The organism is Amycolatopsis sp. NPDC004079 (assembly GCF_040610415.1).
Taxonomy (GTDB): domain Bacteria; phylum Actinomycetota; class Actinomycetes; order Mycobacteriales; family Pseudonocardiaceae; genus Amycolatopsis; species Amycolatopsis halotolerans.
On the sequence record NZ_JBEXMH010000011.1, the window covers coordinates 83,911 to 110,642 of the forward strand.

A 26,732-nucleotide genomic window follows, 5' to 3' on the forward strand; every position below is an offset into this window, starting at 1 on the left:
CCACCGGTGGCCGACGAACCCTTCCCGCCTCCCGGGGTCGATCTCGACCACCCGAGCGTCGCGCGGGTGTACGACTACTACCTCGGCGGCACCACCAACTGGACGATCGACCGGGACTTCGCCGACGAGGTGATCCGCGAGTTCCCGCTGATCCGCCCGATCGCGAAGGCCAACCGGCTGTTCCTGCACCGGCTCGTGCGGCATCTGGTGAAAAAGGGCGTCCGCCAGTTCGTCGACATCGGCTCCGGAGTGCCGACCATGGGCCACGCGCACCAGGTCGCCGACGAACTCGCGCCGGGCGAGAGCCGCGTCTGCTACGTCGATTACGAGCCGGTCGCCGTCGCGCATTCGGAAACCCTGCTGCGCGAAGCGGGCGACCTCGGCCGGCACGCGGTGATCCACGCTGACATGCGCGATCCGAAGCGGCTGTGGGAACAGATCGCCGCCACCGGCGTGATCGACGTCGACAAGCCGCTCGCGCTGCTGCTGATCGCGGTGCTGCACGTCCAGCAGCCGCCCGCCGAGGACAGCGGCAGCACCGACGACCTGGGCCCGTCGCTCGTCGCGCAGTACCGCGATCTCCTTGCCCCTGGCTCGTTTCTCGCCATCTCGCACATCACCGACCAGGGCGTTCCGTCCGATGTGGACGACGGGCTGGTCGAGCTGAAGCAGCTCTACGACCGGTCGAGCAGCCCGGTGATCTGGCGGTCGCGCGAGGAGATCCAGGCGCTGTTCGGCCCGTTCGAGATGCTGGAACCGGGACTCACCTGGACGCCGTCGTGGCATCCGGAGGAGTCCGGCGAAGGCGCGCCGCAGGTGGAGTTCCGGACGCCGGCGCATTCGGTGATCCTCGCCGGAGCGGCGCGGAAGCCGTAAATCGCTCGCATCGGGCAGCCGCCGCTGCGACCATCGACGCATGCGTACGAGCACTGTGGCGGATCGGATCCGCGAAGCCACCGTCGTGCTCGGGGACCGGACGGACCGCCACCGTTTCCCCGACCCGACGGGCTGGTGGCGTGCGCCCGAACTGCTGCGGGAACTGGGCCCGGCGCTCGCCGGGTTGTTCGCCGACGAGCGGCCGAATGTCGTGCTGGGCCCCGAATCCCGCGGGTCGCTGCTCGGACCGCTGGTCGCGGTGGAACTCGGCGCGGGCTTCGTCGAGGTGCGCAAAAACCGGTACCCGGCCTGCGATTCCGACCGGTGGCTCCAGCGCACCTCGCCGCCGGATTACCAGGATCGCCACCTGAGGCTCGGCTTCAGCCGCCGTCTGCTGCGGGCGGGCGACCGCGCGCTGCTGGTGGACGACTGGATCGACACCGGCGGCCAAGCCTTCGCCGCGCAGGCCCTGGTCGCCGACGCCGGGGCGACGTGGATCGGAGTCGCCGTGGTTGTCGACGGGCTCCGCCGCCACGAACCCCGCCGACAGCTCGGCGTGCGATCCCTCCTCCACTCCCGCGACTTCTGATCACCGGAACGCGTCGGCGTTACGGCTGGCCCACGAAGCGAACGAGGTCGCCGGACGGTCCAGCACCTTCTCGACGTCGGGGCTGATGCGAACCTCCTCCGGCAAGGGTTCGCCGAGGATGGCAAGGGTGCCGTCGGCGACCGGCTCCGGCATCAGCTGCAGCATCTGCTGCCGTGCCTGCTCACGGCCCAGCTCGACGAACTCCAGCGGCTCGCCGAGCGCGGCCGCGAGGAATTCCGCGCGCTGCCGCGGGCTCGTCGCCTCAGGTCCGGTGAGGACATAAGTCCGGCCCGCGTGGCTGTGCTCGGTCAGCGCCGCCGCGGCGACTTCAGCGATGTCGAGCGGGTCCACGGCAGGGAGCGCGACGTCGCCGAACGGCGAGAAAACCTTGCGCTGCGCCCGAATCGACGGGATCCACGCGAAGGTGTTGGTCGTGAACCCGCCCGGACGAAGGACTGTCCATTCCAGACCGGACGACCGGACCGTCTCCTCCAACGCGGCCAGCGGCGCGTGCGAAACCGCGCTGGGCCGCGTACCGGCGGCCTGTGACGACTGCAGGACGACCCGCTTGATCCCGGCATCGACGGCGGTCTGCAGGACAGCTTCCCCGTCGACGTGCGCTCCCGCGCCGGAGACCAGCAGAAACAGTGCGTCCGCGCCCTTCAGCGCCGGGGCCAGGCTGTCCGCGTCGGCCAGATCCGCGACCATCGGGGTGACGCCGGGCAGCGAGGGCGGCGGGGAGGTCACCCCTCGGGAGACGGCGGTCACGGCGTGGCCGGATTCGGTCAAGGATTCGACAAGCAGGCGGCCGACGTTGCCCGTGGCACCAGTGACGACGATCAAGACTTGCTCCTCAGCTAGGGGTCGAAAGCGACACAGCGAGGCTAAAACCCGCCGTACAGTAGGTTCCCCAGGGAAAGTATTGGAGCCGCATGACCGCCACCGAGCGCACCGGGGCCGATCCGCTCGCCGCGTGCCGGATCAGCCCGGCCGTCGACCTGCTGTTCAGCCGCTGGACGACCCCGATCCTGTGGACGCTCAGCCAGTCCGGCCCGGTGCGTTTCGTCGAGTTGGAGCGGCGGCTCGGCGCCACCGGGAAGGTCCTCACGCAACGGCTCCGCCAGCTCGAGCGCGACGGTTTGGTGCAGCGGCACTACTACGCCGAGGTGCCGCCGCGGGCCGAGTACGAGATCACCGAACTCGGCCGGAGCTTGTCGCCGGTGTTCGCCGCGCTCGCCGAGTGGACTGACGAACATCTGCCAGCTGTCGAGCAGGCGCGCGACTCCTACACCGGTCCGCTTCCGCGCTGACACCATCGCTAGCCCGCGAACTGCTCATTCCCCAGCACGCCCAGCAGCTGGATCTTCTCGAACGCCTCGCTGCGCGGCGGCGCGGTCAGCACCAGCAGCGCCTGCGACTGGTCCTCGGTGAACAGCACCTGGCAGTCCACCTCGATCTCCCCCAGCTGCGGATGCACGAGCACCTTGTGGTCCTCAAACCGTTTGGCCACTTGGTGTTCGTCCCACAACCGCGCGAACTCGCGGCTCTCCCGGGTCAACGCCCGCACCAGCTCGCCCGCGCGCGATCGCGGGCCCATCGACCCGTGCACCACCCGCAGGTTCGCCACCAGCGCGCGGCTCTGCCGGTCCCGGTCGTGCTCGGGATAGACCAGCCGCTCGTCCGGGTTGGTGAACCACCGGTAGATCTCGCTGCGCGCCAGCCCGGTGTACTGCGATCGGTCGCCGTACAGGGCGTCCGCGAACCGGTTTTGCACCAGCACCTCGCCGAGGTTCGACAGGATGAGCGCGGGAGTGTCCGACAGCCGGTCGAGCACCCGCATCAGCGCTGGCGCGACGTGCGTCGCCGCCACGATCGGTGACGGCGCGTTGCGGCCCGCGAGGTGGAACAGATAGTCGCGCTCGTCGTCGGTCAGCCGCAGGGCCCTGGCCAGCGCGGCCAGCATCTGCTCGCTCGGCTGCGGTCCGCGTTGCTGCTCCAGCCGCGTGTAATAGTCGGTGGACATCGCCGCCAGCGCCGCGACCTCCTCCCGCCGCAGTCCGGCCGCCCGCCGCCGCGCCCCCGCGGGCAGCCCGACGTCCGCGGGCCGCAGCCCCTCGCGACGGCTGCGGAGGAAGACAGCCAGCTCAGCTCGATCCATGTGTCCAGTATCGGCTCGGCCGGGCGCGCCAGCCAGGGATCGCCGATCCCCCGATATGCGGTCTCTGCCGCCGTCGCTCCGGGCCGCCGAAACTCGGTGGCATGAACATCACCGGAAACACCGTCTTCATCCCCGGCTCGACCAGCGGCATCGGCCTCGCCCTCGCTCGCGAACTGCGGGCGAAGGGGAACACAGTCATCGTCGGCGGCCGGCGTGCCGAACTGCTCGCGCGGATCGCCGCCGACAACCCCGGTCTCGACACCGTGCAGATCGACACCACCGACCCGGCGAGCATCGAAGCCGCGGCCAAGGAAGTGCTCGCGAAGCATCCGGACCTCAACGTGCTCGTACCGATGGCGGGCATCATGCGCGTCGAGGACTGGCGCCGTCCAGAGTCCTTTTTGGACAGCGCGGAAGCGACCGTGACCACCAACGTCCTCGGCCCGATCCGGCTCATCGCCGCGTTCGTCGAGCACCTGCGGACGCGGCCGGACGCCACCATTCTCACCGTTTCGTCCGGCCTCGCCTTCGCGCCGCTGAAAGCCACGCCGAGCTACAACGCGTCCAAGGCCGCGATCCACATGCTCAGCGAATCGTTGCGGCTGCAGCTGGCCGACACGTCGGTGCAGGTCATCGAACTGGAGCCGCCGTCCGTGCGCACCGCGCTCCTGCCCGGCCAGGAGGAAAGCGAGTTCGCGATGCCGCTGGACGCGTTCGTCGCCGAGGTCCTGGAGTTGCTCGAAACGCAGCCGGACGCCACCGAGATCCAGGTCGAGAACGTCAAGTTCCTCCGGTACGGCGAGGCCCGCGGCGACTACCACCGAGTGGTGGCGACGCTCAACGCCGCGGACCCGCACGGGAAGTGAGCTACGCCAGGTACGTCGGCCTTCCCGCCACGATCGTCGCCGACACCGGCATGCCCCTCAGCTCCTTTGTGGACAGTCCACTCGGGTCAGCCGCCGTCAGCACCAGGTCAGCCACATCGCCGACCTGGACGCCACGGCGGCCGCCCGAGGACGCCGCCAGCGCGTCCGCCAGCGGAATGGCCTGCTCCGGATGCCACGGTTCCCGCTCGTCGTCGGTCCGCCCGACCGCGGCGGCGATCCCGTCCCACGGATCGAGCGGCGCGACCGGCGCGTCGGAGCCGAGTTCCAGCCGGGCACCGGACTCCAGCAGGGCGCGATAGGCGTACGCGCGATCGGTGCGGCCGTGCCAATGCCGGTCGGCGACGTCGCGGTCGTCGGGCTGGTGCGCGGGCTGCACACTCGCGACCAGCCCGAGCGCGGCGAACCTCGGCACGTCCTCGGGCCGCAGCAACTGCGCGTGCTCGATCCGGCCCGGACAGCCGACCTCAGCGAACGCGTCCAGCGCGATGGTGTTGGCGTGGTCGCCGATCGCGTGCACCGCCGGAGTCAGGCCGTGCTCGTGCGCGCGGCGCAGCAACGGCACCAGCTCCTCCGGCGGCAGCTCCAGCAACCCCTTCTCGCCGGATCCCGGGTACGCGTCGTGGCAGTAAGCCGTGCGGGTGTTGAGCGAGCCGTCGACGAACAGTTTGAACGGGCCGACCGTGAGCAATCCCTCGCCTGCTTCGAGAATGTCGCCGGTTCGGTGTCCTCTTTGGATGGTCTCGTCCAGCAGATACCGCGCGATGACACAGGAAACCCTTGTCGCTGGTTTCGCGGTGGCTGCCCGACGAGTCCAATCCGCGACCGTGTCCGCGTATTCGTAGTCGACCACCGACGTCACGCCCCGCTTGGCCGCCGCCGTCAGCGCGTCCGCGACCCAGCCGTCCTGAACCTCGACGGGCGCGGACGGCAGCGCGGCCGTGGCGCTCATGCAGTCGTTCTCCAGCAGGACGCCGGTCGGATGCTCTCGCCCGATCAGCTTCAACGCCGCCGGACTGAGCCAGAGCGTATGCAGATCCGCGCTGAACAACGCGACCGCACGGCCGGGGAGCGCCCGCTGCAGCAGATCCTTGTGCGGCTTGTCCGGCCAAAGCCCGTCCCGGAACCCGACCCCGACGACGAGTTCCCGCGCCGGAGCGTCGAGCAGCTTCTCCATCAGCAACTCGACCGCACCCACTGCGGACTGCGCAGTGTCCAGCGGGATGCGCCTGCGGAAACCCGCCCACTGGACCAGATGCGCGTGCGCGTCGACCAGCCCGGGCAGGAGCGTGCCGCCATGCCCGTCGAGCACGCGCGCGGCGAACCCCGCCCCAGCGCCCGGTTCCTCGACGGCCGACACGACGCCGTCGCGCACGCGGACGTCAGCGAGCGGCCCCTGCAACCCGACCCGGACCCGGCGGAGGAGAAGATCGTCCATGCGCCCAGCCTGCCAGGCCGCCCCCGTTCGGGTGAAGCGGGAATTCCGGTGCGGGGGCCGACGTTGGAATGGGTATCCACAAGCCAGGCAGCCGTCGCCCGCCGAAGGGTCAGGGCCGGTCAGGAGCGCCGCCTTCACAAGCCGCGCAGGGTTCGACTCCCTCGGTTGCCACTTCTTTCACCGCTGAACCGCAGTTTGTTTGCGCGGACTGCCGGGCTGCCAGCGTTCGACGGGCTGAGGCGGCAGATCACCGGGGCCTTCGACTGCAGGCAGTCCCAACCGATCTTCGCACCCGCCCGCCGCCAGTCCAGATATCCAGCTCTCTCAGCGCTTCCTCCGGGCAGATGTCCGGCCCTCATCCGTGACCCGGCCAGCCCGCGCAGAACAAGCGAAGGCCATGCTCGCCGAACCCGAGCGCGATCCCCCGCATTATCCCGCCCAACACTTAGCCCTTGCGCTAACTATCTCCACCCGCAATACTTAGCCCTATGGCTCAGTATTCGACCACCCTCGACGGGGTCTTCTCCGCCCTCGCCGATCCGACCCGGCGGGCGGTCGTGCGGCGGCTCGGGCGGGGTCCGGCAAGCGTGGGCGACCTCGCGGGCGAGGCGCCGATGACGTTGCCCTCCTTCATGAAGCACGTGCGGATGCTCGAGTCGCACGGGTTGATCCGCACCGTGAAGTCCGGGCGGGTGCGGACGTGCGAGCTCAATCGCGAGCGGTTCGCGCTCGTCGAGGACTGGCTCGCCGAGCAGCGGCGCGTCTGGGCCGGGCGCACCGACCGGCTCGAGCAGTTCGTCACCAGCCAGGAGGACCAGCCGTGAATCCCGACCTCGATCTCTCCCTCGACCGCGTCATCCGCGCGCCCCGCAAGCGCGTCTGGGACGCCTGGACCGACCCGGCCAGCCTCGCACAATGGTGGATTCCCGCGCCGCTGCGGTGTCGCGTCGACGAACTGGACGTGCGCGCTGGGGGTGCGTTCGTCACGCAGATGAGCGAGGACGGCGACACCTTCCTGCCGCATCTCGACGCGTGTTTCCTTGTCGTCGAGGACTACGAGCGGATCGTTTTCACGAACGCGCTCGACAGCGGCTGGCGGCCAGCGAAACCGCAGCCGGTCTCGATGACGGCGGAGGTCGTCCTTCGCGATCATCCCGATGGCACGGATTATCGCATCATCGTTCGGCACGGGGATCCAGCGTCGAGGGAACGGCACGCTGATCTCGGCTTCGCGGACGGATGGGGCACGGTCACCGCTCAGCTCGCCCAGATCGCGGAAAGCGGTTCCTGATGCGGGTAACGATCACTGCGTTCGTCACCCTCGACGGCGTCAGCCAGGGGCCTGGATCGTCCACAGAGGACACCAGCGACGGGTTCGGCCGCGGCGGCTGGTTCGTCCCGCATCTCGACCAGCGCTTTGTCCAGCGCGCCTCCGAGTGGCTGGACCGCGCCGACGGTCTGTTGTTCGGCCGCCGTACCTACACCTCGTTCGCCCGGGACTGGCCTGCCGTCGACGATCCGGGCGATCCGTTCGCCGAGCGGATGAATTCGCTGCCGAAGTACGTCGTGTCGAACTCGATCGAAACGGGCGACTGGGCACCGACCACTGTGCTGCGCGGTGATCCGGTGGCCGCCGTAGAAAAACTCAAGGAGCAGCCGGGCCGGGAGCTGCAGATTCACGGCAGCGCCCGGCTCGGCAACACTTTGCTGTCCGCCGGAGTCGTGGACAAAGTCCGGTTGGTCGTGACGCCGACGGTGCTTGGTGCGGGACGTCCGCAGTTTCCGCATCCGGGGTCGGCGACCGGGTTACGGCTCACCCATCACGAAGCCACGCCCAGCGGGTTGGTGCTGCTGGAGTACGACGTCACCGGAGAAGCGGCGGTCGGCGACTACGACGGGGTCACGAATTTGGCCTCATGAAAGGTGTGCGGCGGAAACCATCGCGCGGTAGACGTCGGTGTTGTCCAGCGTTCCATCGAGCCGGTCCGAGCCGGGGCCGGTCGCGGTGACGGGGGTCGGCACACCGCTGTGGTCGCCGGTCGTCCAGTCGACGGTCAGCGAAAGTTTGGTGCCAGGAACGGGGAACGGACCGTCTTCGTTGCCTTCAGGGGCACCGTCAGTGTCCTCAATGGCCAGTCCGCCGGTCTCGTGGTCGCCGCCGATGATCACCAGGGTGTCCGGGTGCGAGCGGGTGAAGCGAAGCACCTCGGAGACGGCCGCGTCGAGTGCTCGGCCCGCGTCGAGAACGCCGTGTGCGTTGTTCTCGTGGGACATTCCGTCGATGCCTTCTTCTTCCAGGAACAGGAAGAAGCCGCGCGGGTTGGCGGAAAGCGTGTCCAGCGCCTTCCGCGCCATCACCGGCAGCGCGACCTTCGGCTGGTACGCGCCCTTGCCGTCCGGGCCGTAGTCGACCATGTCCTCGTTCGCGAACAGTCCGAGCAGCCGCGGCGCGCGGGTCGCGGCGAGTTCGCTGGCATTCCGGACGTAGGTGTAGCCGGAGCGCTTCGCCTGTTCGATGAGATTGCCGTGCGTGCCGCGGCTTTCCTCGCCCGGCTTGTCCGGCCACGCGCCGGGGTCGCCCTTCGGCAGCCACCAGTCCTCGCCGCCGCCGAGGAGGACTTCCGGGCGGCTTTCGGTGAGGTACTGCTTGGCGATGTCGCTCTGCAGGTCGCGGGAAGGCACGTGCGACGCGAACGCGGCCGGCGACGCACCGGTGACCTGCGCGGTCGTGACCAGGCCGGTCGACTTGCCGGCGCGTTTCGCCTGCTCGAGGACGGTCAGCAGCCGACGGCCCTGCGCGTCCTGGCCGACCGCGCCGTTGCGGGTCTTGTGCCCGGTGGCCAGCGCGGTCGCCGCGGCGGCCGAGTCGGTGACGAGTTCTTCCGGGTCGGCGGGGTCGGTGTGCACCAGGCCGGTGACCGGGAGCCGGTTCATCGCCAGGTCGCCCGCCCGGCCGGTCGTCGCGAGCCGGACGAACTCCCGCTGCGCCGCGCCCATGCCGTCGCCCTGGATGTAGACGATGTTGCGCGCCTTCGGATGCCAGCCGCTGGAGTCCGCGGCGGGACCGTCCCCGGCCATCGCGACCGCGGGCACCGCTCCGGCCACCGCGAGCACGGCCGCGGTGAGCACCATCGTCTTGCGCATCCGGATCCTCCTTTAGTTAGGAAGCTTTCCTAACATGTTTCGGAGAGCACCGCGAGGGGGTCACCTGAATGGACGTGTCCGCCGACGGTGAACAGCACCCCGCCGGGATCCGGCGCTCATTACGGTGGGTTCTCATGGAGACCGTCACGACGCGCACCGTCGAGTACCAGGCCGACGGCCTCACCATGGTCGGCCGCCTCGCGCTCCCCGCGGGCGCCGGCCGTCGGCCCGCGGTCCTGATCGGCCCCGAAGGCACTGGCCTCAACGACTTTCAGCGCGCCCGGGCCGACGCGCTGGCCGAACTGGGCTACGTGGCGCTGGCCTTCGACATCCACGGCGGCCGCTGGTTCACCGATCCCGACGAGATGCTGGCCCGCTGCCTGCCGCTGCTCGACGACCCCGGCCGGATGCGCGACATCGGCCACGCGGCGCTCGATGTGCTGCTCGCCGAACCTCGCACCGACCCCGGCCGGATCGCCGGGATCGGCTACGGCACCGGCGGCGCGATCGTGCTGGAACTCGGCCGCGCGGGCGTCGACCTGCGCGCGATCGGCACGGTCAACGGGCTGGTCACCGGACGGCCGGGCGAGGCCGCGAACATTCGCTGCCCGGTGTGGGCGGGCGTCGGCTCGGAGGACCCGATCATGGCGCCCGCGCAACGGGACGCGTTCGCCGCCGAGATGCAGGCCGCGGGCGTCGATTGGCAGCTGACGGTCTACGGCGGTGCCCTGCACGCCTTCCACCACCCGCCGGTCGGCCCGAAGCAGCGGCTCGTCCCCGGCGTCGGCTATCACGCGCGGCACGCCGAGCGGGCCTGGCGCGACGTCGTGACTCTGCTTGCCGAGAACCTGGGCTAACGGACGAGGAACGGCCCCGGATCGGCCAAGACCTGATGGATCGTCCGGCCTGCCGCACCCAGCGTCGCGGCGGAATCGCCGAGGGCGGACGGGTTCAGCACCGGCACCGATCCGCGCAGGCCGGTCAAACGTGCCCGCAGTACCGCCTCCGCGGCGGGGGCCAGCCAAGGAAACAGCGGCCCGAACACTCCGCCGAGCACCACGCGGTCCACATCGACCAGATTGACCGCTGACGCCAGCGCCAGCCCCAAAGCCTCCCCCGCCGCTTTGACCGCTGACAGCGGCGCATCGTCGCCTGTGCTCAGCGCGGCGGAGAGAGCGTCCACTGTGGATACTCCGGCCGCGGTGAGCATCGCTTCCTGTCCGGCGTAGGTCTCCAGGCAGCCGACCGCGCCGCAGCGGCACGGCGGGCCGGACGGGGAAACCAGTACGTGCCCCAGCTCTCCGCCGGTGCCGCGAAACAACCGCGAGTCCACCACCAGCCCCGCGCCGATGCCGATTTCGCCGGATACATAAAGGAAATCCGCCGCCCCGGCACCGAACCACAGCTCGCCCAGCGCACCGAGGCTGGCCTCGTTGTCCACCGAAACCGGGACCGGCAGGTCCAGCTCGACCGGAACGTTCCGCCACCCGAGGTTCGGCGCGCTCAGCACCACGCCGTCCCGCACCGGGCCGGACACCGCGAGCACTGCCCCGGTGACGGTCAAGCCCAGTTCGCGCGCCTCCGCCAGCTCCGAGGAAGCCAGTTCCCGCACCGCCTCCAGCACAGTTTCCGCTGGCACACCGCGATTATCGCGCTCGACCCGAACTGATCTGCGGACCGTGCCAGTCAAGTCCAGGACGCACGCGGCGAGATAGTCCACATTGGCCTCAAGCCCCAGCGCCGCGATCCGCCCGCCGCTCAGCGACACCTCGACGCCGGGTCGGCCGCGTTCTCCCGCCCGCACCGCGGCGGTCTCGGCCAGAAAACCCGCGTCCAGCAGCGAGCCGACCAAAGTGGACACTGTCGACTTTGTCAGCCCAGTCAGCTCCGCCAGCGCGGCGCGGGTCAGCGGGCCGCCGCGGCCGATCTCGCCGAGCACCAGCTCGAGGTTCCGCGCACGCATCGCGTCATGCCGAACCGGCTCCATCCGAACCTCCGCTCTTGACGGCCGGGGCGGCCGCGGCGCAGTATTTAGTCTACATCGTGAACTAAATGAAGGGACGGGCATGGCCGACTACGCCCCCGCGCCGGAGGACAAGTTTTCGTTCGGGTTGTGGACCGTCGGCTGGCCCGCGGCCGACCCGTTCGGCGTCGCCACCCGGCCGCCGCTCGACCCGGTCGAGAGCGTGCACCGGCTGGCCGATCTGGGCGCGTACGGCGTCACTTTCCACGACGACGACCTGCTCGCCACCGAGCCGGACCGCGACGTCGCGATCGGCAGGTTCAAGAAGGCGCTGGCGGACACCGGCCTGCGCGTGCCGATGGCGACGACGAACCTGTTCAGCCACCCGGTCTTCAAGGACGGCGGCCTGACCAGCAACGACCGCGACATCCGGCGGTACGCGCTCACCAAGGTCCGGCGCAATCTCGACCTCGCCGCGGAACTCGGCGCGCGAACGTACGTCCTGTGGGGCGGCCGCGAGGGCGCGGAATCCGACGCGGCGAAAGACGTCCGCGCCGCGCTCGCCCGGTACAAGGAAGGCCTCGACGTCCTCGCCGACTACGCCGTCTCGCAGGGCTACGACCTTCGCTTCGCACTGGAGCCGAAGCCGAACGAGCCGCGCGGCGACATCCTCCTGCCGACCATCGGCCACGCGCTCGGCTTCATCTCGCAACTGGACCGGCCCGAGCTGTTCGGGCTGAATCCGGAGGTCGGCCACGAGCAGATGGCCGGGCTGAACTTCGTGCACGGAATCGCGCAGGCGCTGTGGCAGGGCAAGCTGTTCCACATCGACCTCAACGGCCAGCACGGCCCGAAGTACGACCAGGACCTGATCTTCGGCCACGGCGACCTCACCAGCGCGTTCTTCCTCGTCGACCTCCTGGAACACGGCGGCTACGAGGGCCCGCGACACTTCGACTACAAACCGCTGCGCACCGAGGATCCCGACGACGTCTGGGTTTCCGCGGCGGCGAACATGCGCACGTATCTGATCCTGCGCGAGAAAGCCCGCGCGTTCCGAGCCGATCCGGAAGTCGCCGAAGCTCTTGCGGCGTCGCGGGTGCCGGAGCTGGCCACGCCGACGCTCTCGCCCGGCGAGACCCTCGACGACCTGGCTGCCGACGAATTCGACGTCGAGGCGGCCGGTCGACGCGGCTACCACTTCACCCGGCTCAACCAGCTCGCACTGGAGCACCTGCTCGGGGTGCGATAAATCAGGCGACGCGGGTGGCGGCGGTGTTTTACCGTTGCGGGCAACACGTTGACGGAGACGAGTAGCGCAGGGCACGGCGAGGGACAGAGAGCTGCCGCCGGTGAGAAGGCAGCGTCGCGGCCCAGCGCGAAGACACTCCTGAGTGCGGGGAGGAAATGCCCCGCCGGCCCGGCCGCCGTCATCCGGTCAGAACGAGGCCGCCGTCTGGCGGCGAAGGTGCGGTGGCACCGCGAGTGTCCCTTCTCGCCCGCACCCCCAAGGGGTCGCCGAGTGCGCTCAGGAGAAGGAATGAGTACCCGCACCCCGGTGGCCTGCCTGCGTGACCGCGTGGGCTCCACCGCAACGATCGCCGGTTGGGTGCACCGCCGGCGCGTGCTGAAATCCGTGGCATTTCTCGTCATCCGCGACCGGTCCGGTACCGCGCAGGCGGTTTTCGCCGAGCCGCCCGAGGTCGCCGAGGAGACCGTCGTGCGGCTCACGGGCAAGGTGGTCGCTAATCCTCAAGCACCGCAAGGGGTTGAGCTGCGCGAGCCCACGGTGGAGGTCTTGTCCGCACCGGAGAAGCAGCCGCCGTTTGCCCTTTATCGGCCAGAGGTGACCGCCGGTTTGCCTGTAGTGCTGGACAACGCAGCGGTCGCGTTGCGGCATCCGTTGCTGCGCAGGCGGTTTGAGGTCGCCGCAGCTAGTGTCGCGGCGTTTCGACGGGCATTGGCCGGTCAAGGGTTCACCGAGATCCACACGCCGAAAATCGTGGCTACCGCGACGGAATCCGGCGCGAACGTGTTCCAGCTGGACTACTTCGGACGCCCGGCTTATCTCGCGCAGTCGCCACAGTTCTTCAAACAGGCCATGGTCGGCGTGTTCGAGCGCGTGTACGAGGTGGGGCCGGTCTTCCGGGCCGAACCCCACGACACCGCAAGGCATCTGGCCCAGTACACGAGTCTCGACGCGGAACTCGGCTTCATCACCGACCATCGCGACGCGATGACAGTGCTGCGCGACGTCGTAGCGGAGATGGCCGCCGCGGCCGGCCCGGACGCGCCGACGGTACCGGAAGAGATTCCGTCCATCGATTTCGTTGCGGCACAAGAACTTCTCGCCCGACACACCGGCGAGGACCCGCGCGGAGAACCAGACCTCGCGCCCGCGCACGAACGGTGGCTGTGCGAATGGGCTGAGAGAGAACACGGCTCGGAATTCTTGTTCGTAACCGGCTACCCGATGGCGAAACGGCCGTTCTACACCCACCCGGACCCAGTGAACCCGGCCAGGTCGAACAGTTTCGACCTGCTGTTCCGCGGCCTGGAACTGGTCACCGGCGGCCAGCGGCTCCACCGGTACGCGGACTACCTGGCCGTACTCGGCGACTCGGCCGAGCAGTACTCCGACTACCTCGACGCCTTCGCGTACGGAATGCCGCCGCACGGCGGGTTCGCGATCGGCCTGGAACGGTGGGTCGCGCGAGTGCTGGGCGTGCCCAACGTACGCGGGGCGACGCTCTTCCCCCGCGACCTGCACCGCCTGCGGCCCTGATCATCCGTGAAGGGCTCCTTGAGGGAATCTGATTCCCTCAAGGAGCCCTTCACGGACGGTCACTTGGCAGCGAAAGTGAGCGAGCCCAGCGCGGTGACCAGCGGGGCCAGCTCAGGCAGTTCCTCCGCCTCGCCGAGCGCGGCGGAAAGGGCCGCGTCGTGCGTCGGGCGGGCGGCGGCCAGCAGCTTCTGGCCGGACGGCGTGACCTCGGTGTAGATCCCGCGCCGGTCGTCCTGGCACAGGTACCGCGACAGCAGGCCGCGCTCCTCCAGCCGCGTGACGAGGCGGGTCGTCGCGGACTGGCTCAGCACCACCGCGTTGGCGAGCTGGCTCATCCGCAGGTGGAAACCGTCCTGGCGGCCGAGCACGTCGAGCACCGTGTACTCGCTCACCGACAGCTCGTGCTCGCTCTCCAGCGCCCGGTTCAGCCGGTCTTCGATCCGCGCGTGCAGCGCCGCCAGCGTCCGCCAGCCTTGCGCGCGCGCCTCGACGGCGTCGTCCGACACCGACATGGTGCACCTCCTCCAGACGGCCCCGGTTGCGGGCGGCCGCGGCCCCGAGCATCATCGGCGCGTGCCCATCTCAATGTAACTGCAAGTATTGCGCGCGCCGGTAGTACCCAGCTGCCACTGTACTCGCGCACTGTCAGGAGGGTCTCCCCGATGAACCTCGACCTCACCGGCCGCACCGCGCTCGTCACCGGGTCGACCTCCGGGATCGGCGCGGCGGCCGCCGCCGCGCTGGCCGCCGCCGGGGCCGAGGTCGTGGTCAACGGACGGGACCCGGGCCGGGTCGCGGAGACCGCCGCGCGGATCGGCGGGCGCGGGATCGCGGCGGACGTCGGCACCGCCGAGGGCATCGCGGAGCTGGTGGACCAGCTGCCGGACGTCGACGTCCTGGTCAACAACGCCGGGATCTTCGCCGCGCAGCCGGTGTTCGAGATCCCGGACTCCGAATGGCAGCGGTTCTACGAGGTCAACGTCCTGTCCGGGGTACGGCTGAGCAGGCATTACGCGCCGCGGATGGCCGAGCGCGGCTGGGGCCGGGTGATCTTCGTGAGCAGCGATTCTTCGGTGCAGATCCCGACCGAGATGGTCCACTACGGACTCACGAAGACCGCGCAGCTGTCCCTGTCGCGCGGCATGGCGCAGGAACTGGCGGGAACCGGCGTGACGGTGAATGCCGTCCTTCCGGGGCCGACACTCACCCCCGGCGTGCGCGAGTTCGTCGCGAGCCTGCACCCGGACGTCGAGTTCGCCGAGGCCGAGCGCCGGTTCATGGCCGAGGACCGGCCGACGTCGCTGCTCGGCAGGCTGATCCGGCCGGAGGAAATCGCGAACCTGATCACCTACGTCGCGTCCGATCTGTCCTCGGCGACCACCGGCGGCGCGCTGCGCGTGGACGGCGGCGTGACCTCGTCGATCATCCCCTGAACCGCGCCACGGCTTTTGCCCTCGCCTTCCGGCGAGTAAGTTGTCCCCGCTACCCGGGGGAAAGGTGATCGGCGAATGACCGGCGCTGGCGATTCGGACGCGGGCACGACCGCGAGACGGTTCGCGCTGGGCCGATACGGGCCCGCGCCGCTGGTCCTGGCCGGCCGGTACGAGCTCGGCGAGCGGATCGGCGAGGGCGCGACGGCCTGCGTCCACCAGGCAGAAGACCGCGAAACCGGCACCGCGGTCGCGGTGAAGCTGTTCCACGCCGGAGCGGTCGAGCTGGGCCGCAACCGCCGCGACCAGGAAATCGCCGCCTTGCGCGCGGTGCGACACCCGGGGCTGGTCGGATTCGTCGACGCCGGGGTCGACGAGGGGCACGCGTACCTCGTCATGGACTGCGTGCACGGGCCCAACCTGTCCGAATGGCTGCGCTCCGGACCGCTGCCCGCCGACCAGGTCGTGAAGCTGGGCGCGCAGCTGGCCGAGGCGCTCGCCCACGTGCACGCGCACGCGGTGACCCACCGGGATCTCAAGCCCGCCAACATCCTCATGTCCGACGACGGGCCGCGGATCGCCGACTTCGGCGTCGCGCGCATCGTGGACGCGACCCGCGTGACCGACACCGGCGCGGTCGTCGGGACGGCGGCCTATCTCTCGCCGGAGCAGGTGCTGGGCGAGCACCCCGGCCCGGCTTCGGACGTCTACGCGCTGGGGCTCGTTCTCCTGGAATGCCTCACCGGTGTCCGCGAATACCCGGGCACGGCGGCGGAAACCGCGGTGGTGCGGCTGCATCGGTCGCCGCGGGTGCCGTCGGGAACGCCGGAACCGCTCGCGAGGACTCTGCGCGCGATGACCATGCGCGATCCGGAAGAAAGACCCTCCGCGACCGCCGTGGCGCGTGCGTTGTGCGGCACGGAAACGTTGCGGCTTCCGATCAAAACGCGGCTGGCGGTCTTCTGCCGCCGCCACCGGGTGTCCCGGCGGCGCGCGGCGCTCGCGGTGGGCCTGCCGGTGGTGCTGGTCGCGGCGAGCACGTTGCTGCTGGCGACCCCGCTCCGTCCGGGCACCGGGTCCGCGCCCGGCCCCGAACCGGCTCCGGTTCCGGTTTCTCCGCCCTCTTCCGCTCCGTCCGATTCACCGGACTCGGCTCCCCGGCACTCGTCGTCCGCGCCGACGGCCCCGTCCGCGCCGACGGCCCATTCGGCCAAAGCGGACGCGCCCGCGCAGACCACGACTATTCCGCCCAGCACGACGACCCGCACCGTGCCGATGCCTCCGGGGCAGGCGAACCCGCCGGACCGGAACCCGCCGAAAACCCCGCCGGGACAGACGAAAAAACCCAAGGCCCCCGGCCAGGGACCGCCGGGCGGAATGCCTCCACATTAGACAGACGCGGGGTGTTCCCCCCGCCGCCGGACCACCCGGTCGGCTGACCCGGCGCAATTCGGTGGCGAAGTCGTCCCCGGCGCGCGATCCTGGTGGCGAGCGGGGAGGTGGAGGCGATGACCGCGCACGCACGCCGGTTCGGACGGCAGTGCCGAGAACACTTCGAGCACCCGGAAACCGCTCGCGCGACCGAGCCGAAGCAGGACGTCGAGACCGTTTCGGAGCCGGATCGGGCGGCGAAAGCCGAACCGAAGCCGGAAGTCCAGCACGGGAAGTAAGTTTCCCTTGCCGGGCAAGGGAAATCTGGCTTACTCCGCGCGCGGGGCGGCCTCGATCGCCAGCACCGCGATGTCGTCGTGGCCGGAATTCCCGAGCCATTCCCGCACCGCCTCGCGCAACCGGCGCACGACTTCCCGCGCCGGTTGCCCGACGCAATCCTCCAGCACCGTGTAGAGCCGTTCGTCGCCGAACAGTTCGGTGGATTCCGTGCGGTTGCGGGCTTCGGTGACGCCGTCGGTGTAGAGCAGGCAGACGTCGCCCTCGGCCAGGTGCGTCGTCGCCTCGGCGAAGCGGGCCTGCGGCGACACGCCGACCAAAGTGCCGGGCACGCTGATCTCCTCGACCCCTCCCCCGCGCCGCAACACGAGCGGGGCGGGATGGCCGCCGGAGGCGAGCGTGACGTCGAGCCCGGATTCCGCCGCCGCGACCGAACCGAGCACGAGCGTCGCGAACCGGTTGCTGCCGCCGGAGATCAGGAGTTCGTTGAGCAGCCGCAGCATCGTGCGGCCGTCGCGTTCGACGAGGTGCAGCGCGGCCAGCGAATGCCGCACCCGGCCGGTCAGCGCGGCCGCCTCGGCTCCCTTGCCGCAGATGTCGCCGACCACCACGAACGCGCTGCCGTCGTCGCGGGAGAGAACGTCGTAGAAATCGCCGCCGACCCCGAGGACTCCGCCCGCGGGCTCGTACCACAGCTCGAAATTCGCGCCGTCGACCTGCGCGGGCGGCGTCGGCAGCAACGTCGATTCAAGCCCGCGGGTGGCCTCCTCTTGGCTGGCGTAGCGCTGCGCGTTGGCCAGCGCCGTGCCGGCCGCGTCCGCGAACGCCTCGACCGCCTGGCCCTGCGACACTCCGAACGCGGGCTCGCCGCGCCTGCCGAGCAGCACCGCTCCGGCCATGCCGGAGCCGAACGAGACCACGGAAACCTCGAGATGGCCTTCGAACGGCTCGGCGACCGCCGCGGGCAACGCCGCGACCTCGGTCGCGGGCACCGCGCGAATCTCGGGCCGGGCGACGTCGGTGACCGCGTCGGACACCACCGGCGCGAGCTGCGGCGGCACCCGCCGGATCCGGCCGTGGCCCGCCGCGCCGTGCTCGGTGCAGCTCCACCACTCCCAGCGGCCACGCGTCGTCGGCAGCAGCACGAAGGCGCAATCGCCCAAAGCGGACGCCGCCAGCTCCGCGATCACCCGGGCCGTGCCGTGCCGTCCGCGCGCGAGCGCCAGTTTCGGACCGGCCTCGGCGAGGAACTCTTCAGGACGGCGGCGGCCGTCGTCGACCACGGTCCAGGCGCGCCAGCCGCCGGGAAGCACCCGGATCTTGGCCGGCCGGTGGCCGACCGTGCCGGTGGTCTCGGTCACGCCGACGAGCTCCGCCGGGCCGAGCCGCTCGGCGGCCGCGTTCGCCCAGCGCAGCGCGCCTTCGGGGTCCTGCAGGAACACCGGCTCCCGCACGTCGTCGAGCACCGAGCGCCAGAATCCGGCGTGCCCGGGCAGCTCGGCGCCGGGTGGCAGGGCCGACGCCGGAGCGGGCCGTGACACCATGCACGAACCTCCTGCCTCCGGGTCGACCTGACGGTCCTGGTCCTTCCAGGTTGGCACAGTGTGCGCGGGCGGACTGGGTCGAAGTGTAGGGCGAACCATGGCACGCTGGGTCGACGACCATGGCTGGCACACGCGTGGTGGGAAGGTCGGCAAAGATGACAACGACTTCCGGGAGCCCCCGGAACTCCGGGGCCCAGGAACCGGAACTCGTCCCGGCGAGCGAGGTCGCGGCGCTGGAGCGGCTGCTCGGCGCTGTCCACGACCTCGGGGACGGCAACTTCCGGCGGCGGTTCGTGGCGCACGGCGACGGGATCACCGCCCGGCTGGCGTCGGCGTTCAACGACATCGCCGAACGCAACCAGCGGCTGGTGACGGAACTCATGCGCGTGCGCGGCGCGGTGGGCCAGGAGGGCAAGCTCACCGAGCGCGTGCGCACCGAGATCGGCCCCGGCGGCTGGGCCACCGCGGTCGACACGGTCAACGGGCTGATCGAGGACGTCAGCCGTCCGGTCGTGGAGCTGGACCGGGTGCTCGGCGCGGTCGCCGAGGGCGACCTGTCGCAGCCGATGGCGCTGCAGCTGGACGGGCGGCCGCTGCGCGGGCAGTACGCCGAACTGGCGAAGACCGTGAACGGGCTCAACGCGCAGCTGTCGCGGTTCGCCGCCGAGGTGATCCGGCTGTCCCGCGAGATCGCCGGCGAGGGCCGGCTCGGCGGTCAGGCCGAGGTCCCCGGCGTGGCCGGCACGTGGCGCGACCTCACCGACTCGGTCAACTTCCTCGCCGACAACCTCACCGAGCAGGTCCGGAACATCGCGTCGGTCACCACCGCCGTGGCCCGCGGCGACCTGACGCAGAAGATCAACGTCGACGCCCGGGGCGAGATCCTCGAGCTCAAGAACACGATCAACACGATGGTCGACCAGCTCTCGTCCTTCGCCGACGAGGTCACCCGGGTGTCGCGAGAGGTCGGTTCCGAAGGACGTCTCGGCGGCCAGGCGCGCGTGCCGGGCGTCGCGGGCACCTGGCGCGACCTCACCGACTCGGTGAACCTGATGGCGGACAACCTGACCGACCAGGTCCGCAACATCTCGCAGGTCGCCACGGCGGTCGCGGCGGGCGATCTGACGAAGAAGATCGACGTCGACGCCCGCGGCGAGATCCTGCAGCTCAAGACGACGCTGAACACGATGGTCGACCAGCTCTCGTCCTTCGCCGACGAAGTCACCCGAGTCGCCCGCGAGGTCGGCAGCGACGGCCGCCTCGGCGGTCAGGCGGAGGTCCCCGGCGCCGCTGGCACGTGGCGCGGGCTGACCGACTCGGTCAACCAGATGGCCGACAACCTGACCGACCAGGTCCGCAACATCTCGCACGTGACCACCGCGGTCGCGAAGGGCGACCTGACGCAGAAGATCACCGTGGACGCGCGGGGCGAGATCCTCGAGCTCAAGACCACGATGAACACGATGGTCGACCAGCTCTCGTCCTTCGCCGACGAAGTCACCCGAGTCGCCCGCGAAGTGGGTACGGAAGGGCAGTTGGGCGGCCAGGCCACCGTGCCCGGGGTCGCCGGCATCTGGCGCGACCTGACCGGCTCGGTGAACTTCATGGCCAACAACCTCACCGCGCAGGTCCGCAACATCGCGCAGGTCGCGACGGCGGTGGCGCGAGGCGACCTGACGAAGAAGATCGCGGTCGACGCGCGCGGCGAGATCCTCGAGCTGAAGACGACGCTGAACACGATGGTCGACCAGCTCTCGTCGTTCGCCGACGAGGTCACCCGAGTGTCGCGAGAGGTTGGCACGGAAGGAAAACTGGGCGGTCAGGCGACCGTGCCGGGCGTGGCGGGGACCTGGAAGGACCTCACCGACAACGTCAACTTCATGGCCAACAACCTCACCGACCAGGTGCGGAACATCTCCCAGGTCACCTCCGCCGTGGCGCGCGGCGACCTGACGCAGAAGATCACCGTCGACGCGCGCGGCGAGATTCTTGAGCTGAAGAACATCCTGAACACGATGGTCGACCAGCTTTCCGCCTTCGCGGACGAGGTCACCCGGGTCGCCCGCGAGGTCGGCACCGAAGGCCGCCTGGGCGGCCAGGCGCGCGTTCCCGGCGTCGCGGGGATCTGGAAAGACCTCACCGACAACGTGAACGTCATGGCCGACAACCTGACCGTGCAGGTCCGGAGCATCGCCACGATGGCGAGCGCGGTGGCGAACGGCGACCTGTCGAAGAAGATCTCCATCGACGCGGCGGGCGAGGTCGCGGCGCTGGCCGGGACGCTGAACGACATGGTCGAGACGCTGCGCGCGTTCGCCGACGAGGTCACCCGGGTCGCCCGCGAGGTCGGCACGGAAGGCATCCTCGGCGGTCAGGCGCGGGTGCCCGGCGTGGCCGGGACCTGGAAGGACCTGACCGAGAACGTCAACTTCATGGCGCACAACCTGACCAGCCAGGTCCGGAACATCTCGCAGGTCACGACGGCGGTCGCGCGCGGCGACCTGTCCCGCAAGATCGACGTCGACGCCCGGGGCGAGATCCTCGAGCTGAAGACCACGATGAACACGATGGTCGACCAGCTGTCCGCGTTCGCCGCGGAGGTCACCCGGGTCGCCCGCGAGGTCGGCACCGAGGGCAAGCTGGGCGGTCAGGCCGAGGTCGAGGGCGTGTCCGGCACCTGGAAGCGGCTGACCGAGAGCGTGAACCAGCTGGCGGGCAACCTGACCACGCAGGTCCGCGCGATCGGCCAGGTCGCGACGGCGGTGACCGCGGGCGACCTGACCCGGCACATCACCGTGGACGCGTCCGGCGAGCTGGCGGACCTCAAGGACAACATCAACCAGATGATCGCGAACCTCAAGGAGACCACCTCCGCGAACCGCGAACAGGACTGGCTGAAGACGAACCTGGCGCGGCTGTCCGGGCGGATGCAGGGCCACCGCGACCTCGCGTCGGTGGCGACGCTCATCCTGTCCGAACTGGCCCCGCTGGTGAGCGCGCAGCAGGGCGCGTTCTTCATCGCGCACGACGACGAGGACACCGGCGACCCGGACAAGCTGCTCGACTGCATCGCCGCCTACGGCCTCGCCCAGGCGCGCACCGGGCTGCGGTTCCGGCTCGGCGAATCGCTGATCGGCCAGGCCGCGGTGGACCGGCGGACGATACTGGTCAACGGCGCTCCCCCGGAGTACGCGCTGGTGTCGTCCGGGCTCGGCTCGGCCCCGCCGGTGAACGTGATCGTGCTGCCGGTGCTGTTCCAGGGCGAGGTGCTGGGCGTGCTGGAACTGGCGTCGGTCAACGAGTTCTCCGCGGTGCACCTGGACCTGCTGGAGCAGCTGCGGCACACGATCGGCGTCAACGTGAACACGATCCTGTCGAACTCGCGCACCGAGGCGCTGCTGACCGAATCGCAGCGGCTGGCCCAGGAATTGCGCGCGCGGTCCGAGCAGCTGCAGGCCCAGCAGGGCGAACTGCGCCGGTCGAACACCGAGCTGGCCGAGAAGGCGGCGCTGCTGGCCCAGCAGAACCGCGACATCGAGGTCAAGAACATCGAGATCGAACAGGCCCGGCAGGAACTCGAGGAGCGGGCCGGGCAGCTGACGGTCGCGTCGCAGTACAAGAACGAGTTCATGGCGAACATGTCGCACGAGCTGCGAACTCCGCTCAACAGTGCGCTGATCCTGGCGAAGCTGCTGTCGGAGAATCCCGAGGGCAACCTCACCGAGAAGCAGATCCAGTTCGCGAAGACGATCTGGGCGGCGGGCAGCGACCTGCAGCAGCTGATCAACGACATCCTGGACCTGGCGAAGGTCGAGGCCGGAAAGCTGGACCTGCAGATGTCCGACGTGACGCTGCCGGAGCTGGTGAACTACGTCGAATCCCTGTGCCGCCCGCTGACCGCGGACAAGGGCCTGGAGTTCGCGGTCCTGATCGACCCGCCGGTGCCCGGCAGCGTGCACACCGACGAACACCGCCTCCAGCAAGTGCTCCGGAACCTGCTGTCGAACGCCGCGAAGTTCACCGACGAGGGCGGCGTGCGCCTGCACATCCGGATGGCCGACCCCGACGAGGTCGAGCAAGAGTCCCTGCGCTCGGCGGCCGGGATCATCGCGTTCGGCGTCGAGGACACCGGAATCGGCATTCCGGAGGAGAAGCTGGAAGTTATCTTCGACGCCTTCCGCCAAGCCGATGGCACGACGAGCCGCAAGTACGGCGGCACCGGCCTGGGCCTGTCGATCAGCCAGCAGCTGACGGAGCTGCTGAGCGGCGAACTGCGCGTCAGCAGCGTCCCCGGCCGAGGCAGCACCTTCACGCTGTACCTGCCGGTGGGCGCCGCGAACCTGATCGCCCCCACGACCCCGGTGCGCCCCACGCCGAAACTTCCGGTCCTGCCGAGCACCATCACCGTCGCCGAACCGAACAGCGCCCCGAAACGCTTCAACAGCGAAAAGGTCCTGATCGTCGACGACGACCTGCGCAACGTCTTCGCCCTCGCGGCGGTCCTGGAGCAAGCAGGCCTGGAAGTCATCTACGCCGACACGGGTGTGGCCGGAATCCGGGCCCTGGAACGCCATGAGGACACCGCACTGGTGCTGATGGACGTGATGATGCCGGAACTGGACGGCAACGCGACCATCGCAGCGATCCGAGCCGAAGCGGCCCACGAAGACCTGCCCGTGATCGCCGTCACAGCGAAAGCGACGGAGGAAGACCGGGAACGAACCCTGGCTTCGGGAGCGGACGACTACATCACGAAGCCGGTGGACACTGACTTGCTGCTGGACGTGATCGCCGCCCGCCTGGAGGCGGACGCAGCGTCGTCCTCTTCGGAGGTGGAACCGTTGGAGCGGGTGACGGGAATCGAACCCGCGTAGCTAGTTTGGAAGACTAGGGCTCTACCATTGAGCTACACCCGCAGCGCCCTCGGTGACCCGGGAGCGAAGCCAGCTTAGCGTGCCCGCTAGGGTGGGTCGTACACCCCCCGGGTACACGGGTTCCGGAAGCTCCGGGGGTGCCGGGATGTGGCGCAGCTTGGTAGCGCATCCGCTTTGGGAGCGGAGGGTCGCAGGTTCAAATCCTGTCATCCCGACTCGGCTTTGGAGGGGCTGGACCTGCGGGTTCAGCCCCTTTTTCGTGCCTCCGGACGCGGCCCGGGAGCTAGCACAGCGCTCAGTGACACTCCTATTTGAGGATTTTCACCTGCGCACCCGAGCCCTGACCCTCGCTCCGCCGGCCTGGCAGGCGTTGATCAACGAGTGGGCTATGTCACTCGAGGCGGAGAACAAGAGCCCCCGCACGATCCGCTGCTACTGCGACGCCGTGCGCTTCTTCCACGTCTGGCTCGCCGACCCGATCGCGCCGCCGGAAGCCGACGACCCCGGCGCCTGGCTCGCAACTGTTCCGCCGGAACCGAGCGAACCCGAAGAGTACGAACCGAATCACGTCAAGCGGTGGATCGCGTATCGTCTCGCCACGACCAGCCCCGGCAACGCGAACAACAATTACCGGGCGCTGAGCGCGTGGTTCAACCGGCTGCCGTCTCTCCGAAATCGCCAACATTGACAGGGAACGCGATCTCAACCTCTCCCGCCGCGTAGCCAACGTCCTCGGCAAAGGCGGCAAATGGCGTGCGCTCCCCTTCAGCGGCGCCACCGGCAAAAGCCCTCGGTCGTTATCTCCGCGTCCGTGCGCGACATCCCTACGCCGACGCCACCAATCGACCGTGGCTCAGCGACCCGCCGCAACATGCCACTGTCGCCGAACGGCGTCAAGATCATGCTCCGCCGACGCGGCAACGAAGCTGACACCTGCGGTGTGTTCGGCCGCAATCCTCACGCGCACCTCGGCCGACGCTTCCAGCCCCACACATTCCTCAAGTCCGGCGGTAGCGAAGGAGACCTGATGCTGCTGAACGGCTGGTCTACCGCGCAGATGGCCCGGCGGTACGGAGCCAGCACCGCCACCGAACGAGCACACGACGCCGCCAGGAAAATCCGAGTCGGGGATTCCCTCTGAGCGTCAGGCAAGCACCATTCCTTCGTCGCGACGGCACACGATCACGACGCCGCTCGTCTGCCTGACATGCCCCGCTGTGACTGTGCGCGCTGTCTGTCACTTGTGCGCGGTAGTTGTCATCAGGTCTTTGTGCTCCGCCGGTTTCTTTGCCTGTGCTTGCTAGTTGGCCCCGGATAGGGCGATTCGGCCCGACGCACTCGCCTGCGCCGCCCGTTGAGCGCAGGGGAAATGGCAGCACGGCAGGCTTGCCGGGAGCCAACCGAGAGCGGGCGTCACGCGTCTTGTGACTGTGATCGGCGGCAGAGAGCTTTCCTGGGACGGGTGCGTCAATGTTCGGGATCTCAGCGGGCTGGGGCGGGCCAGGCCGCGTGCGGTGGTCCGGATGGAGGCGCCGACGCGCTTGAGCGAGGCCGGGTGGGCGGCGGCTTGGGCATACGGGGTCCGCACTGTGGTCGATCTGCGCGATCCCGACGAGCACGAACCGGACGACGCACCGAGACCGGCGGGAATCACGACTGTTCATGCCCCGCTGGAACCGGTCGGCACACCGTTCTACGAACAGTGGAAGAAGATCGACAACTTGGCCTCGCCGCTGTACTTTCCGGCGATGCTGGCCGAACACCCCGAGTTGGTGGTCACCGCCGTGCGGACGATCGCCAACGCCGCGCCGGGGTGCGTCGTGTTCCACTGCTCCGGCGGCAAGGACCGGACCGGGCTGCTGGCCCTGGTGTTGCTCACGTTGGCCAGAGCAGCACCGGAAGAGATCATCGCCGACTATCTGCTGACCTACGACCGGATGAAGCAGCGGTACGACGCACTCGGCATCCCTGACCAACTGGCCGGAGTGACCGAACTTCTCGCGGCCCGCAACACCACCATCGAAGCATCGCTGACCTCGACGATCACGTCGTTGACGATGCCGGACTACCTTCTCGACAACGGTCTGTCCGATACCGAACTGACCGCCCTGCACGCCCGCTTGACCATCTGACGAACAAGTCAGCCGGGGAGAACCTTCGGTGCCGGCAATCGGAGGGTCCGGCTACGCGGCCCCGTATCGCACCGGCTGATTCGAGTCTTCCTCAGCCCCGGTTCCGCTGGGTCAGCAGCGGGTGATCGCCCGCTGCGGCTTGCCGCTGTAGGTGCTCGACGGGCGGATCAGGCTGTTGGCCGCGAGCTGTTCGGTGATGTGCGCGGTCCAGCCGGTGATCCGCGCGGCCACGAAGATCGGCGTGAACACCGGGGTGTCGAACCCCATCAGGTGATACGCCGGGCCCGCCGGGTAGTCGAGGTTCGGGTGGAGTCCTTTCGCCGCGTGCATCGCCTGCGCGAGAGCTTCGTAGAGGTCGAGCAGTTCGTGGCCGTCGCGCAGCTCGGCCACCTCCTGCAACGCCTGGCGCATCGTCGGCACCCGGGAATCGCCTTTCTTGTACACCCGGTGCCCGAATCCCATGATCTTGCGCTTGTCGGCGAGGGCTTTCGTCAACCATGCCTCGGCTTTGTCCGCGACGCCGATTTCCTCGAAGGTCGCCATCACCGCCTCGTTCGCGCCGCCGTGCAGCGGGCCTTTCAGCGCCCCGATAGCGGCCGTCACCGCGCTGTAGAGGTCCGACAGCGTCGAGGTGACGACGCGCGAGGTGAAGGTGGAGGCGTTGAAGCTGTGCTCTGCGTAGAGGATCAGAGATGTCTCGAAGGCGCGGACGATCACCGGCTCCGGTACCGCGCCGAGGGTCAGGTACAGGAAGTTCTCCGCGTAGCCGAGATCGTCGCGGGGCGGCAGCGGAAGCAGTCCGTGGCGGCGGCGTTGTGTGAGCGCGACGACCGACGGCAGCACCGCGAACAGGCGCAATGCCTTGGCCTGATTGGCTTCCGGCGAGTTGTCGTCTTCCGCGGGGTCGTTCGCGCCGACAATGCTGACCGCGGTGCGCAGAGTGTCCATCGGGTGCGCCGTCTCCGGCAGGCTGAGCAACGTCATGACCAGCTCGACCGGCAGGCCGCGTTGTGCCCGCTCGGCCTGGTTCTGCTCGGCCAGTTGCGCCGGCGTGGGCAGTTCGCCGTGCCAGAGCAGATAGGCGACCTCTTCGAAGCCGCAGTGCGCGGCGAGGTCCTGGACCGGATAGCCGCGGTAGGTCAGGGAGTTGGTGTCAGGGTTGACCATCGACACGCCGGTGGTGTCGACGACGACCCCGGAGAGTCCTTTGTGGATGGTTGGTGCGGACATCGGCGTCCTCCTGGCAG

The 26,732-nt window shown here is 69.6% G+C and carries 24 protein-coding genes and 2 tRNA genes; 17 read left to right on the forward strand and 9 right to left on the reverse strand.

Annotated features, from left to right (window positions below; all coding sequences use genetic code 11):
• Positions 1-6 precede the first annotated feature (6 nt).
• Positions 7-876: an SAM-dependent methyltransferase gene (locus tag ABZX37_RS14590; protein ID WP_354739545.1), complete on the forward strand. Its 870-nt coding sequence runs from the start codon at positions 7-9 to the stop codon at positions 874-876.
• Positions 877-916: 40 nt separating this feature from the next.
• Positions 917-1,465 carry a phosphoribosyltransferase family protein gene (locus tag ABZX37_RS14595; RefSeq protein WP_354739547.1) on the forward strand — a complete coding sequence of 183 codons (549 nt, stop codon included), beginning with the start codon at positions 917-919 and terminating at the stop codon, positions 1,463-1,465.
• On the opposite strand, the gene ABZX37_RS14600 is transcribed toward ABZX37_RS14595, so the two are convergent.
• Entirely contained in the window at positions 1,466-2,308 is an 843-nt protein-coding gene (locus ABZX37_RS14600; protein ID WP_354739549.1) for an NAD(P)H-binding protein, read from the reverse strand.
• A gap of 89 nt (positions 2,309-2,397) precedes the next feature.
• On the opposite strand from ABZX37_RS14600, the gene ABZX37_RS14605 reads away from it, so the two are divergent.
• Entirely contained in the window at positions 2,398-2,775 is a 378-nt protein-coding gene (locus ABZX37_RS14605; RefSeq protein WP_354739551.1) for a helix-turn-helix domain-containing protein, read from the forward strand.
• Positions 2,776-2,783: 8 nt separating this feature from the next.
• Here the strand turns inward: ABZX37_RS14605 and ABZX37_RS14610 are convergent, their stop codons facing one another.
• A complete protein-coding gene (locus ABZX37_RS14610) occupies positions 2,784-3,623 on the reverse strand; it encodes a helix-turn-helix domain-containing protein (protein ID WP_354739553.1) in 840 nt (279 codons plus the stop codon).
• A gap of 101 nt (positions 3,624-3,724) precedes the next feature.
• Here ABZX37_RS14610 and ABZX37_RS14615 point away from each other — a divergent pair, with 101 nt between their 5' ends.
• Entirely contained in the window at positions 3,725-4,489 is a 765-nt protein-coding gene (locus ABZX37_RS14615) for an SDR family NAD(P)-dependent oxidoreductase (RefSeq protein WP_354739555.1), read from the forward strand.
• A gap of 1 nt (position 4,490) precedes the next feature.
• On the opposite strand, the gene ABZX37_RS14620 is transcribed toward ABZX37_RS14615, so the two are convergent.
• Positions 4,491-5,945 carry an amidohydrolase gene (locus tag ABZX37_RS14620; protein WP_354739557.1) on the reverse strand — a complete coding sequence of 485 codons (1,455 nt, stop codon included), beginning with the start codon at positions 5,943-5,945 and terminating at the stop codon, positions 4,491-4,493.
• A 488-nt stretch (positions 5,946-6,433) separates the two neighbouring features.
• Here ABZX37_RS14620 and ABZX37_RS14625 point away from each other — a divergent pair, with 488 nt between their 5' ends.
• Genes ABZX37_RS14625 through ABZX37_RS14635 form a run of 3 tightly spaced genes read left to right on the forward strand, consistent with a single transcriptional unit; the run spans position 6,434 to position 7,865 of the window.
• Complete coding sequence (locus tag ABZX37_RS14625; RefSeq protein ID WP_354739559.1) at positions 6,434-6,769, forward strand: metalloregulator ArsR/SmtB family transcription factor; 336 nt, start codon at positions 6,434-6,436, stop codon at positions 6,767-6,769.
• Complete coding sequence (locus tag ABZX37_RS14630; RefSeq protein WP_354739561.1) at positions 6,766-7,236, forward strand: SRPBCC domain-containing protein; 471 nt, start codon at positions 6,766-6,768, stop codon at positions 7,234-7,236. Before ABZX37_RS14625 ends, ABZX37_RS14630 begins: the two co-directional genes overlap by 4 nt.
• Positions 7,236-7,865, forward strand: a complete 630-nt coding sequence (locus ABZX37_RS14635; protein WP_354739563.1) for a dihydrofolate reductase family protein — start codon at positions 7,236-7,238, stop codon at positions 7,863-7,865. Before ABZX37_RS14630 ends, ABZX37_RS14635 begins: the two co-directional genes overlap by 1 nt.
• Here the strand turns inward: ABZX37_RS14635 and ABZX37_RS14640 are convergent.
• Positions 7,860-9,089, reverse strand: a complete 1,230-nt coding sequence (locus tag ABZX37_RS14640; protein ID WP_354739565.1) for an alkaline phosphatase — start codon at positions 9,087-9,089, stop codon at positions 7,860-7,862. The two genes, ABZX37_RS14635 and ABZX37_RS14640, sit on opposite strands and share 6 nt — an antisense overlap.
• A gap of 134 nt (positions 9,090-9,223) precedes the next feature.
• Here ABZX37_RS14640 and ABZX37_RS14645 point away from each other — a divergent pair, with 134 nt between their 5' ends.
• Positions 9,224-9,946: a dienelactone hydrolase family protein gene (locus ABZX37_RS14645; protein WP_354739567.1), complete on the forward strand. Its 723-nt coding sequence runs from the start codon at positions 9,224-9,226 to the stop codon at positions 9,944-9,946.
• On the opposite strand, the gene ABZX37_RS14650 is transcribed toward ABZX37_RS14645, so the two are convergent.
• The gene (locus ABZX37_RS14650; protein ID WP_354739569.1) at positions 9,943-11,076 is read right to left on the reverse strand and encodes an ROK family transcriptional regulator; all 1,134 of its coding nucleotides are present in this window, start codon (positions 11,074-11,076) and stop codon (positions 9,943-9,945) included. The genes ABZX37_RS14645 and ABZX37_RS14650 overlap by 4 nt on opposite strands.
• 79 nt (positions 11,077-11,155) lie before the next feature.
• Here ABZX37_RS14650 and xylA point away from each other — a divergent pair, with 79 nt between their 5' ends.
• Positions 11,156-12,304, forward strand: a complete 1,149-nt coding sequence (xylA, locus tag ABZX37_RS14655) for a xylose isomerase (RefSeq protein WP_354739570.1) — start codon at positions 11,156-11,158, stop codon at positions 12,302-12,304.
• A 288-nt stretch (positions 12,305-12,592) separates the two neighbouring features.
• Positions 12,593-13,837 (forward strand): aspartate--tRNA(Asn) ligase, encoded by a 1,245-nt coding sequence (gene aspS, locus ABZX37_RS14660; protein ID WP_354739573.1) that lies wholly within the window; start codon positions 12,593-12,595, stop codon positions 13,835-13,837.
• A 59-nt stretch (positions 13,838-13,896) separates the two neighbouring features.
• Here aspS and ABZX37_RS14665 read toward each other — a convergent pair whose 3' ends face one another.
• Positions 13,897-14,349 (reverse strand): MarR family transcriptional regulator, encoded by a 453-nt coding sequence (locus tag ABZX37_RS14665; RefSeq protein ID WP_344283554.1) that lies wholly within the window; start codon positions 14,347-14,349, stop codon positions 13,897-13,899.
• A gap of 150 nt (positions 14,350-14,499) precedes the next feature.
• Between ABZX37_RS14665 and ABZX37_RS14670 the strand changes: the two genes are divergently transcribed.
• The 3 genes from ABZX37_RS14670 (at position 14,500) to ABZX37_RS14680 (ending at position 16,937) form a co-directional block, all read left to right on the forward strand.
• Positions 14,500-15,270 (forward strand): SDR family oxidoreductase, encoded by a 771-nt coding sequence (locus ABZX37_RS14670; RefSeq protein ID WP_354739575.1) that lies wholly within the window; start codon positions 14,500-14,502, stop codon positions 15,268-15,270.
• A 75-nt stretch (positions 15,271-15,345) separates the two neighbouring features.
• Positions 15,346-16,659 (forward strand): serine/threonine-protein kinase, encoded by a 1,314-nt coding sequence (locus tag ABZX37_RS14675; RefSeq protein ID WP_354739577.1) that lies wholly within the window; start codon positions 15,346-15,348, stop codon positions 16,657-16,659.
• A 116-nt stretch (positions 16,660-16,775) separates the two neighbouring features.
• Positions 16,776-16,937: a hypothetical protein gene (locus ABZX37_RS14680; protein ID WP_354739579.1), complete on the forward strand. Its 162-nt coding sequence runs from the start codon at positions 16,776-16,778 to the stop codon at positions 16,935-16,937.
• A 30-nt stretch (positions 16,938-16,967) separates the two neighbouring features.
• On the opposite strand, the gene ABZX37_RS14685 is transcribed toward ABZX37_RS14680, so the two are convergent.
• Positions 16,968-18,479 (reverse strand): SpoIIE family protein phosphatase, encoded by a 1,512-nt coding sequence (locus ABZX37_RS14685; RefSeq protein WP_354739581.1) that lies wholly within the window; start codon positions 18,477-18,479, stop codon positions 16,968-16,970.
• 155 nt (positions 18,480-18,634) lie between these two features.
• On the opposite strand from ABZX37_RS14685, the gene ABZX37_RS14690 reads away from it, so the two are divergent.
• Positions 18,635-23,353 (forward strand): HAMP domain-containing protein, encoded by a 4,719-nt coding sequence (locus ABZX37_RS14690; RefSeq protein WP_354739583.1) that lies wholly within the window; start codon positions 18,635-18,637, stop codon positions 23,351-23,353.
• On the opposite strand, the gene ABZX37_RS14695 is transcribed toward ABZX37_RS14690, so the two are convergent.
• Positions 23,322-23,395, reverse strand: a tRNA-Gly gene (locus ABZX37_RS14695). The genes ABZX37_RS14690 and ABZX37_RS14695 overlap by 32 nt on opposite strands.
• Before the next feature lie 99 nt (positions 23,396-23,494).
• Between ABZX37_RS14695 and ABZX37_RS14700 the strand changes: the two genes are divergently transcribed.
• From ABZX37_RS14700 to ABZX37_RS14710, 3 genes are all read left to right on the forward strand, one after another.
• A tRNA-Pro gene (locus ABZX37_RS14700) sits at positions 23,495-23,568 on the forward strand.
• An 83-nt stretch (positions 23,569-23,651) separates the two neighbouring features.
• Positions 23,652-24,041: a phage integrase N-terminal SAM-like domain-containing protein gene (locus ABZX37_RS14705; RefSeq protein ID WP_354739585.1), complete on the forward strand. Its 390-nt coding sequence runs from the start codon at positions 23,652-23,654 to the stop codon at positions 24,039-24,041.
• Positions 24,042-24,783: 742 nt separating this feature from the next.
• Positions 24,784-25,485: a tyrosine-protein phosphatase gene (locus ABZX37_RS14710; protein ID WP_354739587.1), complete on the forward strand. Its 702-nt coding sequence runs from the start codon at positions 24,784-24,786 to the stop codon at positions 25,483-25,485.
• A gap of 111 nt (positions 25,486-25,596) precedes the next feature.
• Here the strand turns inward: ABZX37_RS14710 and ABZX37_RS14715 are convergent, their stop codons facing one another.
• Entirely contained in the window at positions 25,597-26,715 is a 1,119-nt protein-coding gene (locus tag ABZX37_RS14715) for a bifunctional 2-methylcitrate synthase/citrate synthase (protein WP_354739589.1), read from the reverse strand.
• Positions 26,716-26,732: the final 17 nt, after the last annotated feature.